Below are 21,205 nucleotides of genomic sequence, written 5' to 3'. Positions count from 1 at the left end.
GCTGGGCCTGGCGTTCAGCCAGAGCCAGGGCCATTTGCGCCGTTACCTCGAAGACATGTATGGCAAGGTGTTCCGCCGCTACATGTTGCTGGTCAACGAAGCCGCGCCACGCATTCCTCCGCTCGAATTGTTCTGGCGTGTGCATTTCATGCTCGGGGCTGCTGCGTTCAGCATGTCGGGCATCAAGGCGCTGCGAGCCATCGCCGAGACTGACTTTGGCATCAACACTTCCATCGAGCAGGTGATGCGCTTGATGGTGCCGTTCCTGGCTGCTGGCATGCGTGCCGATACCGGCGTCACCGATGCGGCCATGGCCAGCGCCCAGTTGCGCCCGCGCAGCAAGACCGTCAGCGGTGCAGCCCCCGCCAAGGCATGAGCTCGCCAGTCGCCAGCCCTAAGCGGGCTTTCCCCTGTCTCTATTGAAGGATTTCTCATGACCGCCAGCCTGCAAGGCTCCTTGATGGTGGATATCGCCGGTACCTGGCTGACCGCCGAAGACCGGCAGCTGTTGCGCCAGCCCGAAGTGGGGGGGTTGATCATCTTCGCCCGCAACATCGACAGCCCGCGCCAGGTGCGTGAGTTGTGCGCGTCCATTCGTGCGCTGCGCCCGGACCTGATCCTGGCCGTCGACCAGGAGGGCGGTCGGGTACAGCGTCTGCGCCAGGGGTTCGTGCGCCTGCCGGCGATGCGTGCCCTGGCCGACACTGCCAATGCCGAGTACCTGGCCGAACAATGTGGCTGGTTGATGGCGACCGAAGTCCTTGCCGTTGGCCTGGACCTGAGCTTCGCTCCGGTGCTGGACTTGGATCACCAGCGCAGCGCGGTGGTGGGCAGCCGCGCCTTCGAAGGTGATCCGCTGCGGGCTACGCAATTGGCCGGCGCGTTCATCCGCGGCATGAACGCGGCAGGCATGGCTGCTTGTGGCAAACATTTCCCAGGCCATGGTTGGGCAGAAGCCGATTCCCACGTGGCGATACCCACTGACGAGCGTAGCCTGGAGCAACTGCGTGCGGCAGATCTGGTGCCGTTCAGCCGCCTGAGCGGTCAACTGGCGGCAGTGATGCCTGCCCATGTGATCTACCCGCAGGTCGACAACCGTCCGGCAGGCTTTTCCCGCCGGTGGCTGCAAGATATTTTGCGCGGCGAGCTAGGTTTCGACGGGGTCATCTTCAGTGACGACCTGTCCATGGCCGGTGCTCATGTGGTCGGTGATGCGGCCAGCCGCATCGAGGCGGCATTCAGCGCCGGGTGCGACATGGGGCTGGTTTGCAACGACCGTGCTGCGGCCGAACTGGCGCTTGGTGCTGCTCAGCGTATGCGGATCACGCCGTCACCTCGGATCGCCAGCATGCGCGGCCAAGGCACAGCCTGCACCGATTATCGCCAGCATCCGCGTTGGCTGCAGGCGCTGTGTGCGCTCAAGGACGCGCAGTTGATCGACTAGCCCCTCATCGTCCAACAGTCTGTCGGAACGCGTCTACCCAGCGGGTACGCGTTCCGACAGCTGCTACCGACCGCGTTTGCCCGGCAACGGCGCAAACAGCGCCTCTATTTCCTCGTCCCCCAGTCGCCATTGCCCGGCCTTGCCACCGTCTAGCAGGCTGGCAGCCAGCGCTGCTTTTTCCTGCTGCAACAGCTGAATCTTTTCCTCCACCGTGCCGCGGGTGATCAGCTTGAACACGAACACGGGCTTGTCCTGGCCAATGCGGTAGGCCCGGTCGGTCGCCTGGTTTTCGCTGGCCGGGTTCCACCACGGGTCGTAATGGATGACGGTGTCGGCTGCTGTCAGGTTCAAACCCACCCCGCCTGCCTTGAGACTGATCAGAAAGACCTGGCTGTCCCCCTCCTGGAACTGCTGGACAGGGGTGCGGCGGTCGCGAGTGTCGCCGGTCAACAGGCTGTAACGGATGCTGCGCTTTTTCAGTTCCTGCTCTATCAACGCCAGCATCGAGGTGAACTGGGAGAACAGCAGCACGCGACGGCCTTCGCCCATCAGCTCTTCGAGCATCTCCAGCAGCGCGCCCAGCTTGCCCTTGTCGCTCTGGTTGCCCTTGATGTCCACGCCCTTGACCAGGCGCAAGTCGCAACACACCTGGCGCAGCTTGAGCAGTGCATCGAGGATGACGATCTGGCTGCGTGCGGCACCGTTGCGGGCTACCTCGTCGCGAACCTTCTTGTCCATCGCCACCCGCACGGCCTCGTAGGTGTCACGCTGTGCGTCACTCAGTTCGACCCAGTGCACCAGCTCTGTCTTGGCTGGCAGCTCGGTGGCGACCTGCTCTTTGGTGCGGCGCAGCAGGAAGGGGCGAATGCGCGTGATCAGGTGGGTCAGGCGCTCGGTATTGCCCTGGCGCTCGATAGGCGTGCGGTAGTCCTGATTGAAGCGCTTGAGGTCACCCAGCCAGCCGGGCATCAGGAAGTGGAAGATCGACCACAGCTCGCCGAGATTGTTTTCCATCGGTGTACCGGTCAGGCACAGGCGCTGGGTAGCCTGCAGTTGGCACACGGCCATGGCTGCCTTGCTGGTGCTGCTCTTGATGTTCTGCGCCTCGTCGAGCAACAGCAGGTGCCATGGCTGTGCACGCAAATGCGCAAGATCGCGGGGCACCAGTGCATAGGTGGTCAGGATGAGGTCGTAATCCTGCAGGCGGGCGAAGTGCTTGCTGCGGGCTGGCCCGTGCAGGGCCAGCACCCGAAGGCCGGGTGCGAAGCGCTGCGCCTCGTCCAGCCAGTTGGGTATCAGGCTGGTCGGCATGACAGCCAGTGCTGGCGCGCCTAAACGGCCCGCTTCTTTTTCCAGCAGCACATGGGCCAGGGCCTGCAAGGTCTTGCCCAGGCCCATGTCATCCCCAAGGATGCCACCGGTGCCCATTTCCCGCAGTGCTTGCAGCCAGTTGAGCCCGTGCTGCTGGTAGCCGCGCAGGTTGGCTTGCAAGCCGGCAGGGGGAGCGACCTGCAGATCCCTGGCATCGCGCAGGCGGCGACCCAGGTCGCGCACATGCTCACCGCCTTCCCAATGCAGGGGCAGCGCTTCGATCCCGTTCAGGCGCGCAGCGTCTGCTCGGCTCATGCGCAGTGCCGTCCCGGCCTCAGGTTCGCTCAGGTACAGCTCGCCCAAGGTCGCCATCACGGCCTTGACCCGGCCATAAGGCAGAGCCACGCGCAGGGCAGGGGCATCGATCCGGCCGCGGTTGAGATCGATCAGCAAGTGCTCCTCGTCGTTGCGCTTGGCCAATTCGCTGGGGCGTAGCAGCTCAGGGCTGTTGCGCAACAGTTGCAGAACGATGGGCAGCAGGCTGTGCCGCTGCCCTTCGACGACGATACCCAGCTCAAGGTCGAACCATTCATGGCCTGGCGTTTCATCGACCGTGGCGTACCAGTCTTCTACCTCCAGCAAGTCGAACGCGAAGTCGCGGTTGACGTCCACCTGCCAGCCCGCTTCACGCAGCCGGGGCAGGTCGGTGCGCACGAATTGCAGCCAGGCCTCGTCGTCGGGAAGCAGGAACATTTCGCCGGCGCTGTCGGGCAGTGCCTTGCTCTGCCGGGTCGCGACCTTGAACCCCATGTCACGCAGGACATTGCGCAGGGCTTGCTCAGCCTTGGGCTGGCGGCTGATGCGCTGGCTCACGCTGCCCACCAGGCGCGTCAGCGGCTTGTCGGTATTGCCGCTGGCCGACAGGCCGTCGTAGTCGAACGACAACGCGGCGCGGTGCTGCATCTGGCGCTGCATGCGACCGGTCTTGGGCATGTAGGCGGTGAACTCCAGGCTCCCAAGTACCAGGTGCGCGGTGGGCTGAATGTCATCGACGTGTTGCTCCTGGACCTCGGTCGGCGTCGGCACGGCATGGCTCAAGGCGTTGAGCTTGTGGCTGAGCGGCACGACCAGGTGCTCCGGCACTTCGGGCGCGAGGGTTAGTTGCATCGCAACGTGGGGGTTTAGCCCATGTTCCAGGACGCCGATTTCATGGGTGACCATGTCCAGGTAGTACAGTGGAAGCAATGGGATGACGCAGTTGGATTTATCCTCGCCAGTGAACCACAAGCCACGGTACGCACCATTGTCCAGGCGCACCCAGCGAAACTCGCCCTGGCGCACCGGCCCGGGCTGCAGTGGTGGCTGAGTGTCGAACAGGTACAGCCGGCCCGTGTCGATAATGCGCTGGAGCAACTCACCGCCTTCGCCCCCGGTCAACCTGTAGCCCCGCTCCTGGCCGCCCCCCTGGTTGAGCGAGGAGAGCAGACGCAGGATGCGTGCGTCTTCTTCGGTCACGAATTTTGGCCGGTCGTACAGGAAGTCGTAGACCGATTGCACCCGGCTGAAGCGAATGCCGTCTTCGGTTTCGGTGCCTTTGCGCACGACCACCGAGCAACTGGCATCGTCCTGAAGGTGCAGGTTGTAGCAAACCGAGCGCCCGCGCTTGTCCTTGCCGGGTTTGACCGGTGCGGGCGCTTGTTCGAGATTGCTGAGCCAATACTGAAGCTCGGCTGACATCTGTGCAGAGGTGGGCTTGGCTACCAGTGGCTTGTCGAAGGGGTCGCTGATCAGCAGCAGCGCGGCTGCGCAATGCTTGCAGTTGTACCCCACAGGGCAACTGCAGTCGCCCTCGACGATGCAGCGCCCGGCATGCACGCTCACTTCGATGGTCTGCCTGTAGGTTTGTCCTGCACTGCCTTCGCACAGCGCAGAAAACTTTTGCCCGTCCAGGTACGCAAGCTCGGACTTGCCCTCGCTCGCATAGACCTCGCCTCGCTTGAGAGCACCTGCATCGAAACATTCGATCCAGTTGGGGTACTCGTTCAGCAGCTCGAAGGCATCAGGTCCTTTACGTCTCATGGGTCACTGCTCCAGCATGTCCTGCGACGGCATCTTGGGTGTGCCAGGTGGGGTGATCTTCAACAGCATGGCCAGATGACCGCCGTCCAGGTAGGTCAGTTGTCCGCCTTTCACATTGCTGTTGGCCTGCCGAAACTGCTCGCTCTGCAGCACGCTGCCGTTGCCGTCGAGCTGGTTGACCCAAAGGTTGGCTTCGACCTGAATAAAGCGACCCTGGGTGATGCTCAGGTTGCCCTCGATCGGGAAATGGCCGAACTGCTCGGTACCCTCACCCAATGCGATGCGACTGGGCCCATCGCCTACCTGCTGTTGCCAGGCCCGGTGCATGAGCACCGTGTAGTCGGCCGTGGCACCCAGGCGTGTGGCCTCGTCTTGGAGCGCCGGGCGCTGCTCTGCGCCTTTGTCCAGCCGTGGCGCGCCAGCGCTCCAGTCTTCAGGCGCGAACGGACTGGTGAACGCGGGCACGTTGTTCTGCCTTACCAGGATCATTTCGACCTGATACGGGCCCTGGGCGAATGCCGCTGGGGCAAACGCCACCAGCAGCAGGGTCAGACAGCGAATGGCGCGCATGGATCTTCCTTAGGCAGGCTTTGGTGTCAGGCGCTCGAACAGCGCCTCAAGGGTGTTGAAACGCTCATCAGGCCGCTCCATCGGGACCATGAAGCGGAACTGGGTGGCGCCTTCGAACTTGTAGCGCTTGGGCTGGCCCTGGATCAGCTTGATCAGGGTCAGAGGATCGACCGGCGTTTCGGCCTCGAACTCGAGCTTGCCGCCATTGGGGCCAGCGTCGACTTTCTTGATGCCCAGTTTCTCCGCCTGCAACTTGAGCAGCGTCAGGCGCATGAGGTTCTTGGTGGGCTCTGGCAGAAGGCCGAAGCGGTCGATCATCTCGACCTGCAGGTCTTTGAGGCCTTCCTCATCGGCCGCCGAGGCGATGCGCTTGTACAGGATCAGCCGCGCATGCACGTCCGGCAGGTAGTCCTCGGGGATCAGGGCTGGCAGGCGCAGGTTGATTTCCGGGCCGCCGCCCAGCGGTTGTTCCAGGTTGGGCTGGGTGCCCTTGCGGATCGCCTTGACGGCGCGCTCGAGCATTTCCATGTACAGGGTAAAGCCCACCGCCTGGATCTGACCGCTCTGGCCGTCCCCGAGCAACTCGCCAGCCCCGCGGATTTCCAGGTCGTTGGTCGCGAGCACGAACCCGGCGCCCAGGTCCTGGGTGTTGGCGATGGCTTCGAGACGTTTTTCGGCGTCACCGCTGACCTTCTGGCGCGTTGGCGTCAGCAGGTAGGCATAGGCCTGGTGGTGGCTGCGACCGACCCGGCCGCGCAATTGGTGCAACTGGGCCAGGCCGAACTTGTCGGCACGCTCGATGACGATGGTGTTTGCGCTGGGCACGTCGATGCCGGTTTCGATGATGGTCGAGGCCACCAGCACGTTGAAGCGCTTGTGATAGAAGTCGCTCATCACCTGTTCCAGCTCGCGCTCGCGCATCTGGCCGTGACCAATGCCGATGCGCGCCTCTGGGACCAGTTCGGCCAGGTCGGCGGCGCATTTCTCGATGGTTTTCACATCGTTGTGCAGGTAATACACCTGGCCACCGCGCAGCAGTTCGCGCAGCAGCGCTTCCTTGACGGTGCTGTTGTTCTGTTCCATGACGAAGGTGCGTACCGACAGGCGCCGGGCCGGCGGCGTGGCGATGATCGACAGATCGCGCATGCCCGCCACAGCCATGTTCAAGGTGCGCGGGATGGGCGTGGCGGTCAGGGTCAGGATGTCCACTTCGCTGCGCAGCGCCTTGAGCTGCTCTTTCTGGCGCACCCCGAAACGATGCTCTTCGTCGATGATGGCCAGGCCCAGGTCCTTGAAGCGCACGTCGTCCTGGAGCAGCTTGTGGGTGCCGATCAGGATGTCGATCTTGCCCTCGGCCAGCTCGGCCGCGGCATTGGCCACTTCCTTGGCCGACTTGAAGCGGCTCATCACCTCGACGGTGACCGGCCAGTCCGCAAAACGGTCGCGGAAACTGTTGTAATGCTGCTGGGCCAGCAGGGTGGTGGGCACCAGCACAGCCACCTGGCGACCGCTGTGCACGGCGATGAACGCTGCACGCATGGCCACCTCGGTCTTGCCGAAGCCTACGTCGCCGCACACCAGGCGATCCATGGGCTTGGGCGCCAGCATATCGGCGCGTACCGCTTCGATGGCCGCTTGCTGGTCGGGGGTTTCTTCGAACGGGAAGCCTGCGCTGAACGTGGCGTAGTCGGCGGCCGGGTCGGCGAACGCGTAACCCTTGCGCGCTGCACGGCGGGCATAGATGTCGAGCAGCTCGGCGGCGACGTCGCGTACCTGTTCGGCGGCCTTGCGCTTGGCTTTCTGCCAGGTTTCCGAGCCCAGGCGGTGCAGGGGCGCCAGCGCGTCATCGCTGCCGGTGTAGCGGGCGATCAGGTGCAGGTTGGCAACCGGTACGTAGAGCTTGGCGCCCTCGGCGTATTGGAGGGTCAGGAACTCGGCGGCCTGGCCGTCGATTTCCAGCGTCGCCAGGCCCAGGTAGCGGCCCACGCCATGATCGATATGCACCACCGGCGCGCCTTCACGCAGCTCGGTCAGGTTCTTGATGACGGCATCGTTGGCGGTTTCACCGCGCTTGTCGCGGCGGCGGCGCTGCATCACCCGCTGACCGAACAGCGGGCTTTCGGCGATCAGGGCCATGGCCGGGTCGTCGAGCAGCAGGCCTTCGTCGAGCGGTGCGATGGTGATGTTCAGGCGTTCGCTACCGGTGACAAAGTCGGTCCAGCCTTCGACCGTGTTCGGGCGCAGCTTGAGCCGTTCGAGCAGCTCAAGCAGCACTTCGCGGCGTCCGGCCGATTCTGCGGTGAACAACACGCGCCCATCGAACTGGTCGAGAAACCCTGCCAATGCCGCCAGCGGCTGGTTGGCCTTGGCTTCGATGGCAAGGTCAGGCAGGGGGCGAGCGGCGAAGCGCTGGCGCCCGGCGCCTGGGTCCAGGTCATCGCGGCTGACCACCACCCGTGGCCACTGCTTGAGGCGCGCGAAACAGTCTTCAACCGGCATGAACAGCTCGGCCGGCGGCAGCAAGGGCCGGCTCAGGTCGCCCCGGCGGTCCTCGTAGCGCCCGCGTACGTCGTTCCAGAAGTGTTCGGCCGCCTGCTCCACGCCCGGCAGCGAAAACACCTGGGTATCGGCCGGCAGGTAGTCGAACAGGGTCGAGGTTTCTTCGAAGAACAGCGGTAGGTAGTACTCGATACCGGACGGGATGATGCCGCTGGCCAGGTCCTGGAAGATCGCGCTGCGGCGAAAATCCACGTCGAAACGCTCGCGAAAGCGTGCCTTGAACCGGGTGACTTCCTCTTTTTGCATCGGAAATTCGCGTGCCGGCAGCAGGCGAATGGAGTCGACCTTGTCGATCGAGCGCTGGGTCTCGGGGTCGAACGTGCGCAGCGTTTCGATTTCGTCGTCGAACAGGTCGATGCGGTAGGGCAGCTTGCTGCCCATCGGGAACAGGTCGATCAAGGCCCCACGCACGGCGAATTCGCCATGCTCATAGACGGTGTCCACGCAGCGGTAACCGCTGGCTTCCAGGCGGCTGCGCATCTGCTCCACATCGATGGTCTGGCCCACGTCCAGCACCAGGCTGCTGCCCAGCAGGAAGCGGGTAGGGGCCAGGCGATGCAAGGCCGTGGTGATGGGCACTACCAGGATGCCGTGGCTCAGCTCCGGCAGCCGGTACAGGCTGGCGATGCGCTGGGAGATGATGTCCTGGTGGGGCGAGAACAGGTCGTAGGGCAGGGTCTCCCAGTCGGGAAACGGCAGCACCGGCAACTCGGGCGCGAAGAACTTCAGTTCCTGCTCCAGGCGGTCGGCGGCCTGGCTGTCTGCCGTCAGCAGCAGGGTGAAGCGGCCAGCGCTGCTGGCGGCCTCGGCGATGGCAAGGCTGAGGGCGGCACCGGGCAGGTTGCCCCAGGTTTGTTTGCCGGCGGTAGCCGACAGTTGCGGTAGGCGCAGAACTGACACGGGAGATTGCACTCCAAGCGTTTCGGCAAAGAGACCGATTGTACCGGTGACGCTGGCGGCTGTCAGGCTCCAATGGGGCAGGATGATCGATGTGCGTGACCACGACAGGCGCTCATTGCCGGTTACGCATCGGGGCGTCATAATGTAGCCCCTTTTTTCTGTCCCTACATGTGGAAGGTTCCCGTGACTCAGAAGCCCGACCAGTGTCTTGGTGAGTGGATCGATCGTGAAGCCCTGGCTGAAGCGATGATCCCGCTTATCGGTCAGCTCTACCGCAACAACAATGTGGTGAGCTCGATCTATGGCCGCAGCCTGATCAACCGTTCGGTTATCTCGATCCTCAAGGCACACCGCTTTGCGCGTCATCGCCAGACCGACGAAACCGAACTGTCCGTTCACGAGACATTCCCCCTGCTCAAGGCCATGAGCGAGCTGAAACTGGGCGCCGCCTCGGTCGACCTGGGCAAGCTGGCCAACAAGTTCAAGCTCGAAGGCAACGGCCGCAGCGCCGAGCAGTTCGTGCGTGAAGAACTGGCTGACGTGGTGGGCCAGCAGAACGCCGCCGCGCGCAAAGGCACCGACGTCGTGCTGTATGGTTTCGGCCGTATCGGTCGCCTGCTGGCGCGTATCCTGATCGAGAAGACCGGTGGCGGCGACGGCCTGCGCCTGCGTGCCATCGTCGTGCGCAAAGGCGCCGAGAACGATCTGGTCAAGCGTGCCAGCCTGCTGCGTCGTGATTCGGTGCATGGGCCGTTCGATGGCACCATCACCATCGACGAAGCCAACAACACCTTGACGGCCAACGGCAACCTGATCCAGATCATCTACGCCAAGAACCCGAGCGAAGTCGACTACACCCAGTACGGCATCGACAACGCGCTGATCGTGGACAACACCGGCGTATGGCGTGATGCCGACGGCCTGGGCCAGCACCTGGCCTGCCCGGGTGCCAGCCGCGTGATCCTCACCGCACCTGGCAAGGGTGCCCTGAAGAACATCGTGCATGGCATCAACCACGGCGAGATCACGGCCGATGACAAGATCATCTCCGCCGCCTCCTGCACCACCAACGCCATCGTGCCGGTGCTCAAGGCCGTCAACGACCAGTACGGCATCGTCAACGGCCACGTCGAAACCGTTCACTCGTTCACCAACGACCAGAACCTGATCGACAACTTCCACAAGGGCAGCCGCCGTGGCCGCGCCGCGCCGCTGAACATGGTCATCACCGAAACCGGTGCTGCCACCGCCGCCGCCAAGGCCCTGCCTGTGCTCAAGGGCAAGTTGACCGGCAACGCCATTCGCGTGCCGACGCCGAACGTGTCGATGGCAATCCTCAACCTGAACCTGGAAAAGGCCACCAGCCGCGAGGAAATCAACGAGTACCTGCGCCAGACGGCCATGCACTCGGACCTGCACAAGCAGATCGACTATGTGAGCTCCCAGGAAGTGGTCTCCACCGACTTCGTGGGTTCGCGCCACGCCGGTGTGGTAGACGCCGAAGCCACCATCTGCAACGACAATCGCGTCGTGCTGTACGTGTGGTATGACAACGAGTTCGGCTACAGCTGCCAGGTCGTGCGCGTGATGGAAGACATGGCCGGGGTCAACCCACCTGCCTTTCCACGCTGATCGGCCAGTCAGACGCTGAACACACGGGAACCTTCGGGTTCCCGTTTTCGTTTGCGCTGCCGGGCAAGGGCGCTTGTCCTAGCAGAGCGCAGGGGGTCATCGAGTGACTCAGCGCAACATTTCAGGGACAATAACCGCCGTTTCGCAGGTGCCTGGGCGGTTTTTCCGTCTGAGCAGGCAGTGCAAGGTGGTCGAAAGCGTGGACAAGGATGATTGCCGCCAGGGAGACGGTGCTTTATGTAGTGCGGGCGAAATTGGCCTACGACGCGACCAAGGGTTAATGTGCGCGCCGTTCACGCTTGATTAGACTGCACCCGATTTTTCTCATGGCGCCGAGGCGGCATGATCGTGCGCCGCAAGCGACCGTGGCTTGCGGGCCAGTTCTGAAGGAGTACGCATGGCTGTCTACAACTACGACGTAGTGGTGCTGGGTTCCGGCCCGGCCGGGGAAGGTGCGGCAATGAACGCCGCCAAAGCAGGGCGCAAGGTGGCAATGGTCGACACCCGTCGCCAGGTCGGGGGTAACTGCACCCACCTGGGCACCATCCCGTCCAAGGCACTGCGTCACTCGGTGCGGCAGATCATGCAGTTCAACACCAACACCATGTTCCGCGCCATCGGCGAGCCGCGTTGGTTCTCTTTCCCGGACGTGCTCAAAAGCGCCGAAAAGGTCATCGCCAAGCAGGTGGCCTCGCGCACGGGCTACTACGCCCGCAACCGCGTCGACCTGTTCTTCGGCACCGGCAGCTTCGCTGACGAGCAGACCGTCGAAGTGGTCTGCCCCAATGGCGTGGTGGAAAAACTCAACGCCAAGCACATCATCATCGCCACCGGTTCGCGCCCCTACCGGCCAGCAGACATCGACTTCAACCACCCGCGTGTGTACGACAGCGACACCATCCTTAGCCTCAGCCACACCCCGCGCAAGCTGATTGTGTATGGCGCCGGCGTGATCGGGTGCGAGTACGCCTCGATCTTCAGCGGCCTGGGTGTGCTGGTCGAGCTGGTGGACAACCGTGGGCAACTGCTCAGCTTCCTGGATTCGGAAATCTCCCAGGCCTTGAGCTACCACTTCAGCAACAACAACATCACCGTACGCCACAACGAAGATTATGAGCGGGTCGAGGGCCTGGACAACGGCGTCATCCTGCACCTGAAGTCGGGCAAGAAGATCAAGGCCGATGCCTTGCTCTGGTGCAACGGGCGGACTGGTAACACCGACAAGCTGGGGCTGGAGAACATCGGCATCAAGGTCAACAGCCGCGGCCAGATCGAAGTGGACGAGGCCTACCGCACCAGCGTGCCGAACATCTACGGCGCCGGCGACGTGATCGGCTGGCCGAGCCTGGCCAGTGCCGCGCACGACCAGGGCCGCTCGGCCGCAGGCAGCATCGTCGACAACGGCAGCTGGCGTTTCGTCAACGATGTGCCGACGGGCATCTACACCATTCCGGAGATCAGCTCGATCGGCAAGAACGAGCAGGAACTGACCCAGGCCAAGGTGCCCTATGAAGTGGGCAAGGCCTTCTTCAAGAGCATGGCCCGGGCGCAGATCGCCGGTGAGCCCCAGGGCATGCTGAAAATCCTGTTCCACCGCGAGACCCTGCAGGTGCTGGGTGTGCACTGCTTCGGCTACCAGGCATCCGAGATCGTGCATATCGGCCAGGCAGTGATGAATCAGCCAGGCGAGCTGAACAACCTCAAGTACTTCGTGAACACCACGTTCAACTACCCGACCATGGCAGAAGCCTATCGGGTAGCGGCCTATGACGGTCTGAACCGGCTTTTTTGAGCGGCTCCGACCGGTGGCCTGAGCCGGTCGGAGAGACCGAATTCAACCCTGCCCGAGGGTGGTCCTGGCCAAACCGGGAAAGTCTGTAATCAGGCTGTCCACGCCGAAATCAGCGAGCCTGCGCATCAGCGCCGGCTCGTTGACCGTCCATACCGATACGTGCAAACCCTGCTTCTGCGCTTTTTGCAGGCGTTCCGGTGTGCACAACGTCCAATTCAGTGCCAGCATCTGGCAACCATAATTCTGTGCAACCTTCAGCGGGTCGAGCCAGGCGTATTCGGCCACCAGGCCGCGTTGCACATCCGGCACCAGTTCTTGAGCGGCGCCCAGTACTTCGCGTGAACTGGAGGTGATCGTCACCTTGTCCAGCAAGCCGAACTGCTGGGCCAGCTCACGTATGGCCAGCACCGTAGTGGCTGCGCGGGTGCGCGAGGCGCTCTTGACTTCCAGCTGCCAGTGCTCGAACGGGCACTTCTCGAACAGCTCTTCCAGGCGTGGGATGGGGCAGGGCTGGACCCAGCCCGGGCCACCCTGACGTGCGTCGAGCTTGACCAGGTCTTCGGCCGGGTGCTCGACCACCTTGCCGCGCTTGCCGGTGGTGCGCTTGAGGGTAGGGTCATGGATCACCATCAGCTGGTTGTCGGCCGACAGGTGCAGATCCAGCTCGCAGCGCATGATGCCGTGGGACAGGCACTGGCGGAAGCTGTTCAGGGTGTTCTCGGGTGCTTCGCCCTTGGCGCCGCGATGGCCGTAGATCAGGGTCACGTTCGTTCCTTCAGTGAGAATAATGAGTCAGGGTGATGGGGCGTTCTGTTCCAGTTGCTGGCGTCTTTGCTGTTGCTGGCGTTGCAGAATGTAGCGGGCAAGCAGCTGGCGCTGGGCATCGACCATGTCGATGAATTCGATGCCGACCTCGAAGCCGCCCTGGGGCCTGGCGTCGCAATGGGTGATCTTGCCACGCAACAGCAGGCCGTGGGCGCGCGGCATCAGCACCATTTGTACCTTCACCTGGGTACCCTGTGCAAAGGGCTCTGGCTGGATGCACTCCAGGCCACCTTCAGACACCACAACTGCCTGCGGCTGGCCTACCTCGCCCAGCAGGGTATGGGCGACCACGGCGCTGAGCACGTCCAGGCGCTTGTTTTGTACCCGCAGAAACGCTGCAAGGGTGCGGTCCTTGTCGCTGAGTTGGCGCAGCAGGTGCTGGGCCTCGAAGTCGGCCAGGTGCAGCTCACTGAGCAGATTGAACAGCGGGGAATCATCCTGCAACACATCTGGATCCAGGGCTTCGGCCGCGCTCAATGGGCTGATTTGAAGTGCGATCCGATCGGCGATGCGGTAGTATTCGCGGCGATCTTCTTCGTCTAATGTCGTCATGGCGAACCCATGGTAGCGGCGGTGGTCCGAGTGTAAAGCCGCCATAGGCGCCTCGCCACAAGGACGTTCCCTTCCATCCGAACAAGCCCCGACATGTTCAGACCTCTTTTCGCATTCATCGGCACGCGTTATACCCGTGCCAAACGTCGCAATCACTTCGTCTCGTTCATTTCCCTGACCTCGATGATCGGCCTCGCCCTGGGCGTGGTAGTCATGATCGTGGTGCTGTCGGTGATGAACGGGTTCGACCACGAGATGCGCACCCGCGTGTTGGGCATGATCCCTCACGCCACCCTCGAGAGCGGCCAGCCCATCGCCGACTGGCCTGCCCTTGCCCAACAAGTAAAGCAGAATCGGCAGGTGGTGGCGGTCGCGCCCTTCACCCAGATGCAGGGTTTGCTCACCCATGACGGCAAGGTGCAGAAGGTGCTGCTTAACGGCATCGATCCGGCCCGGGAACGGGAGGTGTCGATCATCGACAACTTCGTCCAGCAGGGCCGGCTGGACCAGTTGGCGCCCGGCGAGTGGGGCATCATGATCGGTGACAAGGCCGCGGCCAAGTTGGGTGTGGCCGTGGGCGACAAACTCACCTTCGTGGCCCCGGAGGTCAGCGTCACGCCGGCCGGCATGTTCCCGCGCATGAAGCGCTTCACCGTGGTGGGCACCTTCCATGTGGGGGCCGGCGAGATCGACGGTTACCTGGGGCTGACCAACATCGCCGACCTGTCGCGCCTGCACCGCTGGAAGCCCGACCAGGTGCAGGGCCTGCGCTTGAAGTTCGATGACCTGTTCCAGGCCCCGCGCGTGGCCTACGACATCGCCCAACAACTGGGTGACCAGGATTTCTATAGCCGCGACTGGACCCGTACCCATGGCAATCTCTACCAGGCCATTCGCATGGAAAAAGCCATGATCGGCCTGCTGTTGCTGCTGATCGTCGCGGTTGCCGCGTTCAACATCATTTCCACACTGGTGATGGTGGTCAACGACAAGCGGGGGGACATTGCCATCCTGCGCACGTTGGGCGCCACCCCTGGGCAAATCATGCTCATCTTCATGGTGCAGGGCACTGTGATCGGTGTGGTGGGCACGTTGATCGGGGCCGTGGTGGGCATCATTGCGGCGCTCAACGTCAGCACGGTCATCGCCGGTATCGAGCACCTGATCGGCCACAAATTCCTCAACGCCGACGTGTATTTCATCGATTACCTGCCCTCGCAGATCCAGGCCCAGGATGTGTACATGGTCTGTGGTGCGGCATTGGTCCTGAGTTTCTTCGCCACCCTGTACCCTGCCTGGCGTGCGGCACGCACCCAGCCGGCAGAGGCGTTACGTTATGAGTGAGTCGCGCATGAGTGATAAAGCCGTTCTGAGTTGCCGCAACCTGGGCAAGTCCTACGATGAGGGCCCCGAGTCGGTGCAGGTCTTGTCTGGCCTGAACCTGGAACTGCACGCCGGCGAGCGTATCGCCATTGTCGGCAGTTCGGGGTCGGGCAAAAGCACCTTGCTCAACCTGCTGGGCGGCCTGGATCGCCCAACCCAGGGCAGTGTATGGCTGGCCGGCGAAGAGCTGTCGGCGTTGGGCGAGCGCGCCCGGGGCCTGCTGCGCAACCGCGAGTTGGGCTTCGTGTACCAGTTTCATCACCTGCTACCCGAATTCACGGCCCTCGAGAACGTGTGCATGCCACTGCTGATCGGCCGTACGGCTATTCCAGAGGCGCGTGAACGTGCCGAGGCGCTGCTCAAACGCGTTGGGCTGGGGCATCGCCTCAATCACAAGCCGGCCGAGCTGTCTGGCGGCGAGCGTCAGCGAGTGGCCATCGCACGTGCGCTGGTCAACCGCCCAGGCCTGGTGATGCTGGACGAACCCACCGGGAACCTCGATCACCATACTGCCCAGGGCATCCAGGAGTTGATGCAGGAACTGTCCAGCGCTTCGCGCACGGCGTTCCTGGTGGTGACCCACGACCTGAGCCTTGCGCGTCAGATGGACCGTGTACTGAAACTCGACAATGGCCACCTGGTGGCGATCTGACCGACCGAGCGGGGTGACCCTTTCATCCCGCGACCTGTTTTGATTGGGTGTATCCGCACATGTTCAGACCCCTGCCCATCTTCATCGGCGCGCGCTATACCCGGGCCAAGCGTCGCAACCATTTCATCTCGTTCATCTCCATGACCTCGATGATCGGCCTGTCCCTGGGCGTGCTGGCCATGATCGTGGTGCTGTCGGTGATGAACGGCTTCCAGCGCGAAATGAGCTCGCGCATCCTGGGCCTGGTGCCCCACGCGGCCATCCTGGGCCAGCAGCCGCTGGACAACTGGCAGCAGGTGGCCGATGCGGCCATGAAAAACCCTGCCGTGGTTGCCGCGGCCCCGATCACCGAAATGGAAGGCATGCTGTCCTACAAGGGCGCCATGCAGCCGATTCAGGTAGGCGGTATCGACCCGGCCGAGGAAAACAAGGTGTCGATCGTAGGGCGGCACATCGTTCAGGGCCGCCTGCAGGACTTGCAGCCGGGCGAGTTCGGCGTGGTGATCGGCGAGCTGACGGCCCGACGCTTTCGCCTGAATACCGGGGACAAACTGACCTTGATCGTGCCGGAGATCAGCAGCGAGCCTGGCGGGATCACCCCACGCATGCAGCGCTTGACCGTGGTGGGCATCTTCAAGGTGGGCGCCGAACTCGATGGCTCCCAAGCCTACATTCACATGGCCGATGCCGCGACCATGCAGCGTTGGGCGCCCGGCCAGGTGCAGGGTGTGCGGCTGAAACTGCATGACCTGTACGCCGCCCCGCAGGTGTCCAAGGCCATCGCAGCGCAGCTGGGTGAGGGCTATCGGGCAGATGACTGGTCCCATACCCAAGGCAGCCTGTTCAGTGCCATGAAGATGGAAAAGACCATGATCGGCCTGTTGCTGCTGATGATCATTGCCGTGGCCGCGTTCAACATCATCGCCACCTTGGTCATGGTGGTAAACGACAAAGGGCCGGATATCGCCATCCTGCGTACCCTCGGGGCAACGCCTGCGCAGATCATGGGTACGTTCATGGTCCAGGGCAGCTTGATTGGCGTGGTCGGCACGCTGATCGGCGGCGTGCTGGGGGTGATCGCAGCGCTCAACGTGAGCCAGATCGTGGGCTGGCTGGAGCGGATCAGCGGTCAGCATATCTTCACCTCCGACGTGTACTTCATCAGCAGCCTGCCATCGGAGCTGCAAAGCGGGGACGTGGTGATGATCTGCGCGGCAGGGCTGGTGATGAGCTTCCTGGCTACCCTCTACCCAGCCTACCGGGCTTCCCAGGTACAACCGGCCATTGGCCTGGCGGTTTGACGGAGCCTTTACCGGCCTGTGAAGTCCAGCGTGAAGCGGGTCCAGCCAGACTCGCTCGCCACCTCAATCCGCCCGCCATGGGCCTGCACGATCGACCGCGTGATCGCCAGGCCCAGGCCGGCGTGTTCGCCGCTGCCGTCATGCCTGGAAGGGTCCACCCGGTAGAAACGATCGAACAGCCGTGGCAGTGCCGTCGCCTCGATGGCGCCGCCGGTGTTGGCCACGGTAATGCTCGGCCCTGCCGCCAGTGTGATCCGCACCTGTCCGCCCGCCGGCGTGAAGCGCAAGGCGTTGTCGAGCAAGTTGCAGAGCGCCCGGCGCAACATGGCCCGGTCGCCGGGCAGCCACGCCTGCCCCTGGCGTGTCAGCTGCACAGCCGCTTCTTCAGCAGCCAGGGCGTAATACTCCAGCAGCGAATCCACTTCATCATGCAGCGCCAGTGGTGTGTCACCGGGTGCCAATAGCCCCTGGTCGGCTTTGGCCAGGAAGAGCATGTCATTGATCATCTGCGCCATTGCTTGCAGCTCTTCGAGGTTGTCGTGCAAGGCCTCCCGGTAGGCGTCGAGGCTGCGTGGACGAGTCAGGGTGACCTGGGTGTGGGTCAGCAGGTTGGACAGCGGCGTACGCAGTTCATGGGCGATATCGGCCGAAAACGCCGACAGGCGCTGAAACGCATCGTCCAGGCGCTGCAGCATGGCATTGAGGCTGTCAGCCAATTGGGCCAGTTCGGCAGGCATCTGCTCCACAGGTAGGCGAGTGGTGAGCGAGCGGGCAGAGACGCGTGCGGTGATGCGCCCCATCTGCCTCAAGGGGCGCAGGCCGCTACGTGCTGCCCAGGCGCCCAGCAGGGCGGTGACCAGCGCCGACAGCCCGACAGTCAGCCAGACCAGACGCTGCATGCCTTGCAGAAAATGCTGGTGATGGGTGATGTCAAGGTACAGCACAAGGTGCGGTGAGGCCGCGCTGCCGGGCATCAGCGCCACAGCAAGGCTACGGTAGTCGGTGCCCTGCGCGTGCAGCGTGTTCAAACCCGTGGAGGAGGGCGCAGGGGGGAGGCCGGCGCGGCTCTCGAACCAGGTGGCGCCACTGCCTGAGGTGACCCGCACGGACAGGTCGGCCTGATGACTCAGCTCCTCGTGCAGGGCAGGCAGGCGGGTTTGCAGATCGGCTAGTGTGCCGACGTCAGTCAGGTGACGTCGCAACAATGACAGGCGCGACGCCAGCAACTGCTGGTCGAGTTCGATGAAATGCTGCTCGCTGGCCTGATTGAACACAAGGCCCGCCCCTAGCGAAACCGCAGCTGTGCAGGCGGCGAACAGCAGCGCCAGGCGGCTGGTCAGCGAAATGCGGCGCCTCACGACGAACGCACTTCCAGCACATAACCCATGCCGCGCACCGTGTGGATCAGCTTGTCGTCGTAGGCATCGTCCACCTTGGCCCGCAGTCGCCGAATGGCCACTTCGATCACGTTGGTATCGCTGGCAAAGTTCATGTCCCATACCTGGGACGCGATAAGCGCCTTGGACAGCACTTCACCCTGACGGCGCAACAGCAGCTCGAGCAAACCGAATTCTTTCGCGGTCAGGTCGATGCGCTGGCCGCCGCGCTCGACACGCCGGCGAATCAGGTCAAGGCGCAGGTCCGCCACCGCCAGCGAGGTATCGGCACTGGGCGTGGCCCCGCGCCTGAGCAGGCTGCGCACACGCGCCAGCAGCTCCGAAAAAGCGAATGGCTTGATCAGGTAATCATCGGCGCCCAGTTCCAAGCCATGTACCCGGTCCTCGATGGCATCGCGGGCGGTCAGAAACAGCACAGGCGTATCGATACCGGCTTGCCGCACGGCCTTGAGGATCTGCCAGCCGTCGCGCCCTGGCAGCATCACATCCAGGATCAGCAGGTCGTGATCGCCCGTCAGGGCCAGAAACTGGCCTGTCTCGCCATCGGTGGCCAGCTCTACCGTGAAGCCGGCCTCGCTCAGGCCCTGATGCAGGTACTGGCCAGTACGCACTTGGTCTTCGACGATCAACAGTTTCATTGAGGCAAGCTCCGGCTGGCGATGCGGCGCGCCGCGGTGTGGTCAGCCGGCGCGTGGGTGCCAGGATCATACGTGACCTGCGCAGCGTTCGGCCAAACTGACACGCTTGTAATGCGACGGTCAGGTTCACGGCAGTCGCGAGGGCTTACTATCGCACTGTTCAATCCAACGAATGGGAACCCAGATGTCTCGCTTTATCATCGCCTGCGCACTGACGCTGGCCAGCAGTCTTGCTCAGGCAGGCACCGCCCACACGCTGGCTTTCGGTGAGCCTGCGTCAGCCGAAAAAGCCACCCGTACGGTCGAGGTGAGGCTCAAGGATATCGCCTTCGAGCCCGCCAGCCTCACTGTCAAGGCGGGTGAGACGGTGCGCTTCGTGTTGATCAACGAAGGGCAATTGCCCCACGAGTTCAACCTGGGTGACAAGGCCATGCATGCCGAACACCAGAAGCAGATGGTTGCCATGCAAGGCGAGCTGTTCACTGCGGCCGTCGGCGAACAGGGCATGGGGCATGACGCCATGAGCGGGCATGATCATGGTGCTGGCCATGGGCATGGCGGCGGTAACACGGTGCTGGTGATGCCTGGCCAGCGCGCCGAGTTGACCTGGACCTTCAAGGCCTCTGCCCCCATCGAATTCGCCTGTAATGTGCCAGGCCATTACCAAGCGGGCATGGTTGGGCCGCTGATCATCGAATGACTGGCGCTGCAAGGCGGCAAGCAAAAGGGTAGACTGGGCGCCCTACGCGTCATCCTGTACACGACGGGATTGCCCCAGAATCGGGGCGCGCACCGTACGAACGCTAGCGTCCACTCCACACTTTCAGGTCAGTTCCAATGCACCCTGCCGCCGAACACTCCCCGCTGGGCAAGTCCAGTGAATACGTCGCCACCTATTCCCCGGAGCTGTTGTTCCCGATCCCACGCACCGCCAAGTGGGCGGAGCTGGGTGTCACCGCGCAGACGCTGCCCTGGCAAGGCGTGGATTACTGGAACTGCTTCGAACTGTCCTGGCTGCTGCCCTCGGGCAAGCCCGTGGTAGCCATAGGCGAGTTCGCCATCCCGGCCGATTCGCCCAACATCATCGAATCGAAGTCATTCAAGCTTTACCTGAACTCGTTGAACCAGACCGTTTTTGCGGGCATCGAGCCGTTGCAGGCGTGCCTTGAGAAAGATCTCTCGGCGGCGGCCGGCAAGGCGGTAAGGGTGAAGGTCAAAACGCTGGAAGAGGTCGAGGCCCAAGGCGTGGTCGCTTTGCCAGGCATCTGCATCGATGGGCTGGATGTGGCTATTTCCAACTATGCGCAGCCGCAACCGGAGCTGTTGCAATGCAACGCTCATCAGGTGGTCGAAGAGACGCTGCACAGCCATTTGCTCAAGTCCAACTGCCCGGTCACCGGACAGCCTGACTGGGGGAGTGTGGTAGTGGCCTACAAAGGCAGCGCGCTTGATCACGCCAGCCTGCTGACCTACCTCATCAGCTTCCGCCAGCATGCGGACTTCCATGAGCAATGCGTGGAGCGCATCTACCTGGACCTGAAAAATCTGTTGCAGCCTGAGCACTTGACCGTTTATGCCCGGTATGTGCGCCGAGGTGGGCTGGACATCAACCCCTACCGCAGCATGGGGGAAATCGTCGTGAACAATGGGCGGTTAGCCAGGCAATGACCCCCGCAGAGGTGCGCCTGCGTTGAACTGCAGCCGATCCTGACAGCAGGCCATGTGCTGTTCGCCTCTGGCCTGAGTGCGGGTCAAGGCAGGCCACTGCGCTGCGCTGGGCGCGCAGCAGCCCGAGCGGTATGTTTCAGATACCCATACTGTGCAGCGAGTTGGCAATGCTGCGCAGGGTGGCCGTCAGGTCAGGGTGGTCGGCTTCAAATCGCTCCACGGCGAGGTTCACACCGTCGGCCAGGTTGTTGTCAGGCGTGGCCTTCTCCAGCTTCAGTTGCGCTTCGATCTGGCACGCTTCTTCGTGGAGCGCAGCCAGCTCTTCGTCCGAAAGTGGCACGTTGCGATCCAGTTGCTCGCGCAGGCTGTTGAGGCGCTCTTGCAATTCGCGGGCAGGCATTGGCAATTCTCCATCATGGGTTTGGCAAGCCATGGACCTCAGCGAGGCGGCAAAGGTTCTGGCCTGTATTGAGCGTAAACCCTTCGCCTTGGATTTGCATGA

16 protein-coding genes and 1 pseudogene are annotated in these 21,205 nt (G+C 63.1%); 9 read left to right on the top strand and 8 right to left on the bottom strand.

All coding sequences use genetic code 11. The features are described from left to right. Both ACK59L_RS15995 and nagZ read left to right on the top strand, forming a co-directional pair. Positions 1 to 376: pseudogene (locus ACK59L_RS15995) on the top strand (TetR family transcriptional regulator); the annotation flags it as partial. A 69-nt stretch (positions 377 to 445) separates the two neighbouring features. Further along, positions 446 to 1,444, top strand: coding sequence for a beta-N-acetylhexosaminidase (nagZ, locus tag ACK59L_RS15990; RefSeq protein WP_409274665.1), 999 nt, complete (start codon positions 446 to 448; stop codon positions 1,442 to 1,444). A 63-nt stretch (positions 1,445 to 1,507) separates the two neighbouring features. Here the strand turns inward: nagZ and ACK59L_RS15985 are convergent, their stop codons facing one another. Genes ACK59L_RS15985 through mfd form a run of 3 tightly spaced genes read right to left on the bottom strand, consistent with a single transcriptional unit; the run spans position 1,508 to position 8,863 of the window. Beyond that, entirely contained in the window at positions 1,508 to 4,834 is a 3,327-nt protein-coding gene (locus ACK59L_RS15985) for an SNF2-related protein (RefSeq protein ID WP_409274662.1), read from the bottom strand. Positions 4,835 to 4,837: 3 nt separating this feature from the next. After that, positions 4,838 to 5,404, bottom strand: a complete 567-nt coding sequence (locus ACK59L_RS15980; protein WP_409274660.1) for a peptidoglycan binding protein CsiV — start codon at positions 5,402 to 5,404, stop codon at positions 4,838 to 4,840. A gap of 9 nt (positions 5,405 to 5,413) precedes the next feature. After that, positions 5,414 to 8,863 (bottom strand): transcription-repair coupling factor, encoded by a 3,450-nt coding sequence (gene mfd / locus ACK59L_RS15975; protein ID WP_058605707.1) that lies wholly within the window; start codon positions 8,861 to 8,863, stop codon positions 5,414 to 5,416. Positions 8,864 to 9,031: 168 nt separating this feature from the next. On the opposite strand from mfd, the gene ACK59L_RS15970 reads away from it, so the two are divergent. Together ACK59L_RS15970 and sthA are read left to right on the top strand one after the other, a co-directional pair. Next, positions 9,032 to 10,495, top strand: a complete 1,464-nt coding sequence (locus tag ACK59L_RS15970) for a glyceraldehyde-3-phosphate dehydrogenase (protein ID WP_027915082.1) — start codon at positions 9,032 to 9,034, stop codon at positions 10,493 to 10,495. A 397-nt stretch (positions 10,496 to 10,892) separates the two neighbouring features. Next, positions 10,893 to 12,287, top strand: a complete 1,395-nt coding sequence (gene sthA, locus ACK59L_RS15965) for a Si-specific NAD(P)(+) transhydrogenase (RefSeq protein ID WP_023534167.1) — start codon at positions 10,893 to 10,895, stop codon at positions 12,285 to 12,287. 42 nt (positions 12,288 to 12,329) lie between these two features. Here sthA and ACK59L_RS15960 read toward each other — a convergent pair whose 3' ends face one another. Further along, positions 12,330 to 13,052 (bottom strand): glycerophosphodiester phosphodiesterase, encoded by a 723-nt coding sequence (locus ACK59L_RS15960; RefSeq protein WP_058605706.1) that lies wholly within the window; start codon positions 13,050 to 13,052, stop codon positions 12,330 to 12,332. Between the two features lie 27 nt (positions 13,053 to 13,079). Next, positions 13,080 to 13,664, bottom strand: a complete 585-nt coding sequence (locus ACK59L_RS15955; protein WP_058605715.1) for a PilZ domain-containing protein — start codon at positions 13,662 to 13,664, stop codon at positions 13,080 to 13,082. Positions 13,665 to 13,757: 93 nt separating this feature from the next. On the opposite strand from ACK59L_RS15955, the gene ACK59L_RS15950 reads away from it, so the two are divergent. Genes ACK59L_RS15950 through ACK59L_RS15940 form a run of 3 tightly spaced genes read left to right on the top strand, consistent with a single transcriptional unit; the run spans position 13,758 to position 17,000 of the window. Further along, positions 13,758 to 15,008 (top strand): lipoprotein-releasing ABC transporter permease subunit, encoded by a 1,251-nt coding sequence (locus tag ACK59L_RS15950; RefSeq protein WP_196141556.1) that lies wholly within the window; start codon positions 13,758 to 13,760, stop codon positions 15,006 to 15,008. Between the two features lie 7 nt (positions 15,009 to 15,015). Beyond that, on the top strand, positions 15,016 to 15,699 hold the full coding sequence (lolD, locus tag ACK59L_RS15945; RefSeq protein ID WP_174435400.1) for a lipoprotein-releasing ABC transporter ATP-binding protein LolD: 684 nt from the start codon (positions 15,016 to 15,018) through the stop codon (positions 15,697 to 15,699). A 59-nt stretch (positions 15,700 to 15,758) separates the two neighbouring features. Beyond that, positions 15,759 to 17,000 (top strand): lipoprotein-releasing ABC transporter permease subunit, encoded by a 1,242-nt coding sequence (locus ACK59L_RS15940; protein ID WP_023534194.1) that lies wholly within the window; start codon positions 15,759 to 15,761, stop codon positions 16,998 to 17,000. A gap of 8 nt (positions 17,001 to 17,008) precedes the next feature. Here ACK59L_RS15940 and ACK59L_RS15935 read toward each other — a convergent pair whose 3' ends face one another. Both ACK59L_RS15935 and ACK59L_RS15930 read right to left on the bottom strand, forming a co-directional pair. Then, the gene (locus ACK59L_RS15935; RefSeq protein ID WP_409274655.1) at positions 17,009 to 18,358 is read right to left on the bottom strand and encodes a heavy metal sensor histidine kinase; all 1,350 of its coding nucleotides are present in this window, start codon (positions 18,356 to 18,358) and stop codon (positions 17,009 to 17,011) included. After that, on the bottom strand, positions 18,355 to 19,035 hold the full coding sequence (locus ACK59L_RS15930; protein WP_058639676.1) for a heavy metal response regulator transcription factor: 681 nt from the start codon (positions 19,033 to 19,035) through the stop codon (positions 18,355 to 18,357). Before ACK59L_RS15930 ends, ACK59L_RS15935 begins: the two co-directional genes overlap by 4 nt. A 184-nt stretch (positions 19,036 to 19,219) precedes the next feature. On the opposite strand from ACK59L_RS15930, the gene ACK59L_RS15925 reads away from it, so the two are divergent. Together ACK59L_RS15925 and queF are read left to right on the top strand one after the other, a co-directional pair. Further along, a complete protein-coding gene (locus ACK59L_RS15925) occupies positions 19,220 to 19,735 on the top strand; it encodes a plastocyanin/azurin family copper-binding protein (RefSeq protein WP_409274653.1) in 516 nt (171 codons plus the stop codon). A gap of 137 nt (positions 19,736 to 19,872) precedes the next feature. Then, the gene (queF, locus tag ACK59L_RS15920) at positions 19,873 to 20,703 is read left to right on the top strand and encodes an NADPH-dependent 7-cyano-7-deazaguanine reductase QueF (RefSeq protein ID WP_409274651.1); all 831 of its coding nucleotides are present in this window, start codon (positions 19,873 to 19,875) and stop codon (positions 20,701 to 20,703) included. A 136-nt stretch (positions 20,704 to 20,839) separates the two neighbouring features. Here queF and ACK59L_RS15915 read toward each other — a convergent pair whose 3' ends face one another. Further along, on the bottom strand, positions 20,840 to 21,103 hold the full coding sequence (locus ACK59L_RS15915) for a DUF4404 family protein (protein WP_409274649.1): 264 nt from the start codon (positions 21,101 to 21,103) through the stop codon (positions 20,840 to 20,842). Positions 21,104 to 21,205 lie beyond the last annotated feature (102 nt).

The organism is Pseudomonas sp. KCJK9111 (assembly GCF_046231935.1).
In the GTDB taxonomy this organism is placed as follows: domain Bacteria; phylum Pseudomonadota; class Gammaproteobacteria; order Pseudomonadales; family Pseudomonadaceae; genus Aquipseudomonas; species Aquipseudomonas parafulva_B.
This window is presented reverse-complemented; position numbering and strand designations above follow the sequence as displayed.

What these genes read in the sequence shown, in the direction of transcription:
- ACK59L_RS15980 (WP_409274660.1), bottom strand. Translation starts at nt 5,404, where the DNA reads ATGCGCGCCATTCGCTGTCTGACCCTGCTGCTGGTGGCGTTTGCCCCA.
- lolD (WP_174435400.1), top strand. Translation starts at nt 15,016, where the DNA reads ATGAGTGATAAAGCCGTTCTGAGTTGCCGCAACCTGGGCAAGTCCTAC.
- ACK59L_RS15955 (WP_058605715.1), bottom strand. Translation starts at nt 13,664, where the DNA reads ATGACGACATTAGACGAAGAAGATCGCCGCGAATACTACCGCATCGCC.
- ACK59L_RS15950 (WP_196141556.1), top strand. Translation starts at nt 13,758, where the DNA reads ATGTTCAGACCTCTTTTCGCATTCATCGGCACGCGTTATACCCGTGCC.
- ACK59L_RS15925 (WP_409274653.1), top strand. Translation starts at nt 19,220, where the DNA reads ATGTCTCGCTTTATCATCGCCTGCGCACTGACGCTGGCCAGCAGTCTT.
- ACK59L_RS15915 (WP_409274649.1), bottom strand. Translation starts at nt 21,103, where the DNA reads ATGCCTGCCCGCGAATTGCAAGAGCGCCTCAACAGCCTGCGCGAGCAA.
- ACK59L_RS15985 (WP_409274662.1), bottom strand. Translation starts at nt 4,834, where the DNA reads ATGAGACGTAAAGGACCTGATGCCTTCGAGCTGCTGAACGAGTACCCC.
- ACK59L_RS15930 (WP_058639676.1), bottom strand. Translation starts at nt 19,035, where the DNA reads ATGAAACTGTTGATCGTCGAAGACCAAGTGCGTACTGGCCAGTACCTG.
- ACK59L_RS15970 (WP_027915082.1), top strand. Translation starts at nt 9,032, where the DNA reads ATGTGGAAGGTTCCCGTGACTCAGAAGCCCGACCAGTGTCTTGGTGAG.
- sthA (WP_023534167.1), top strand. Translation starts at nt 10,893, where the DNA reads ATGGCTGTCTACAACTACGACGTAGTGGTGCTGGGTTCCGGCCCGGCC.
- ACK59L_RS15940 (WP_023534194.1), top strand. Translation starts at nt 15,759, where the DNA reads ATGTTCAGACCCCTGCCCATCTTCATCGGCGCGCGCTATACCCGGGCC.
- queF (WP_409274651.1), top strand. Translation starts at nt 19,873, where the DNA reads ATGCACCCTGCCGCCGAACACTCCCCGCTGGGCAAGTCCAGTGAATAC.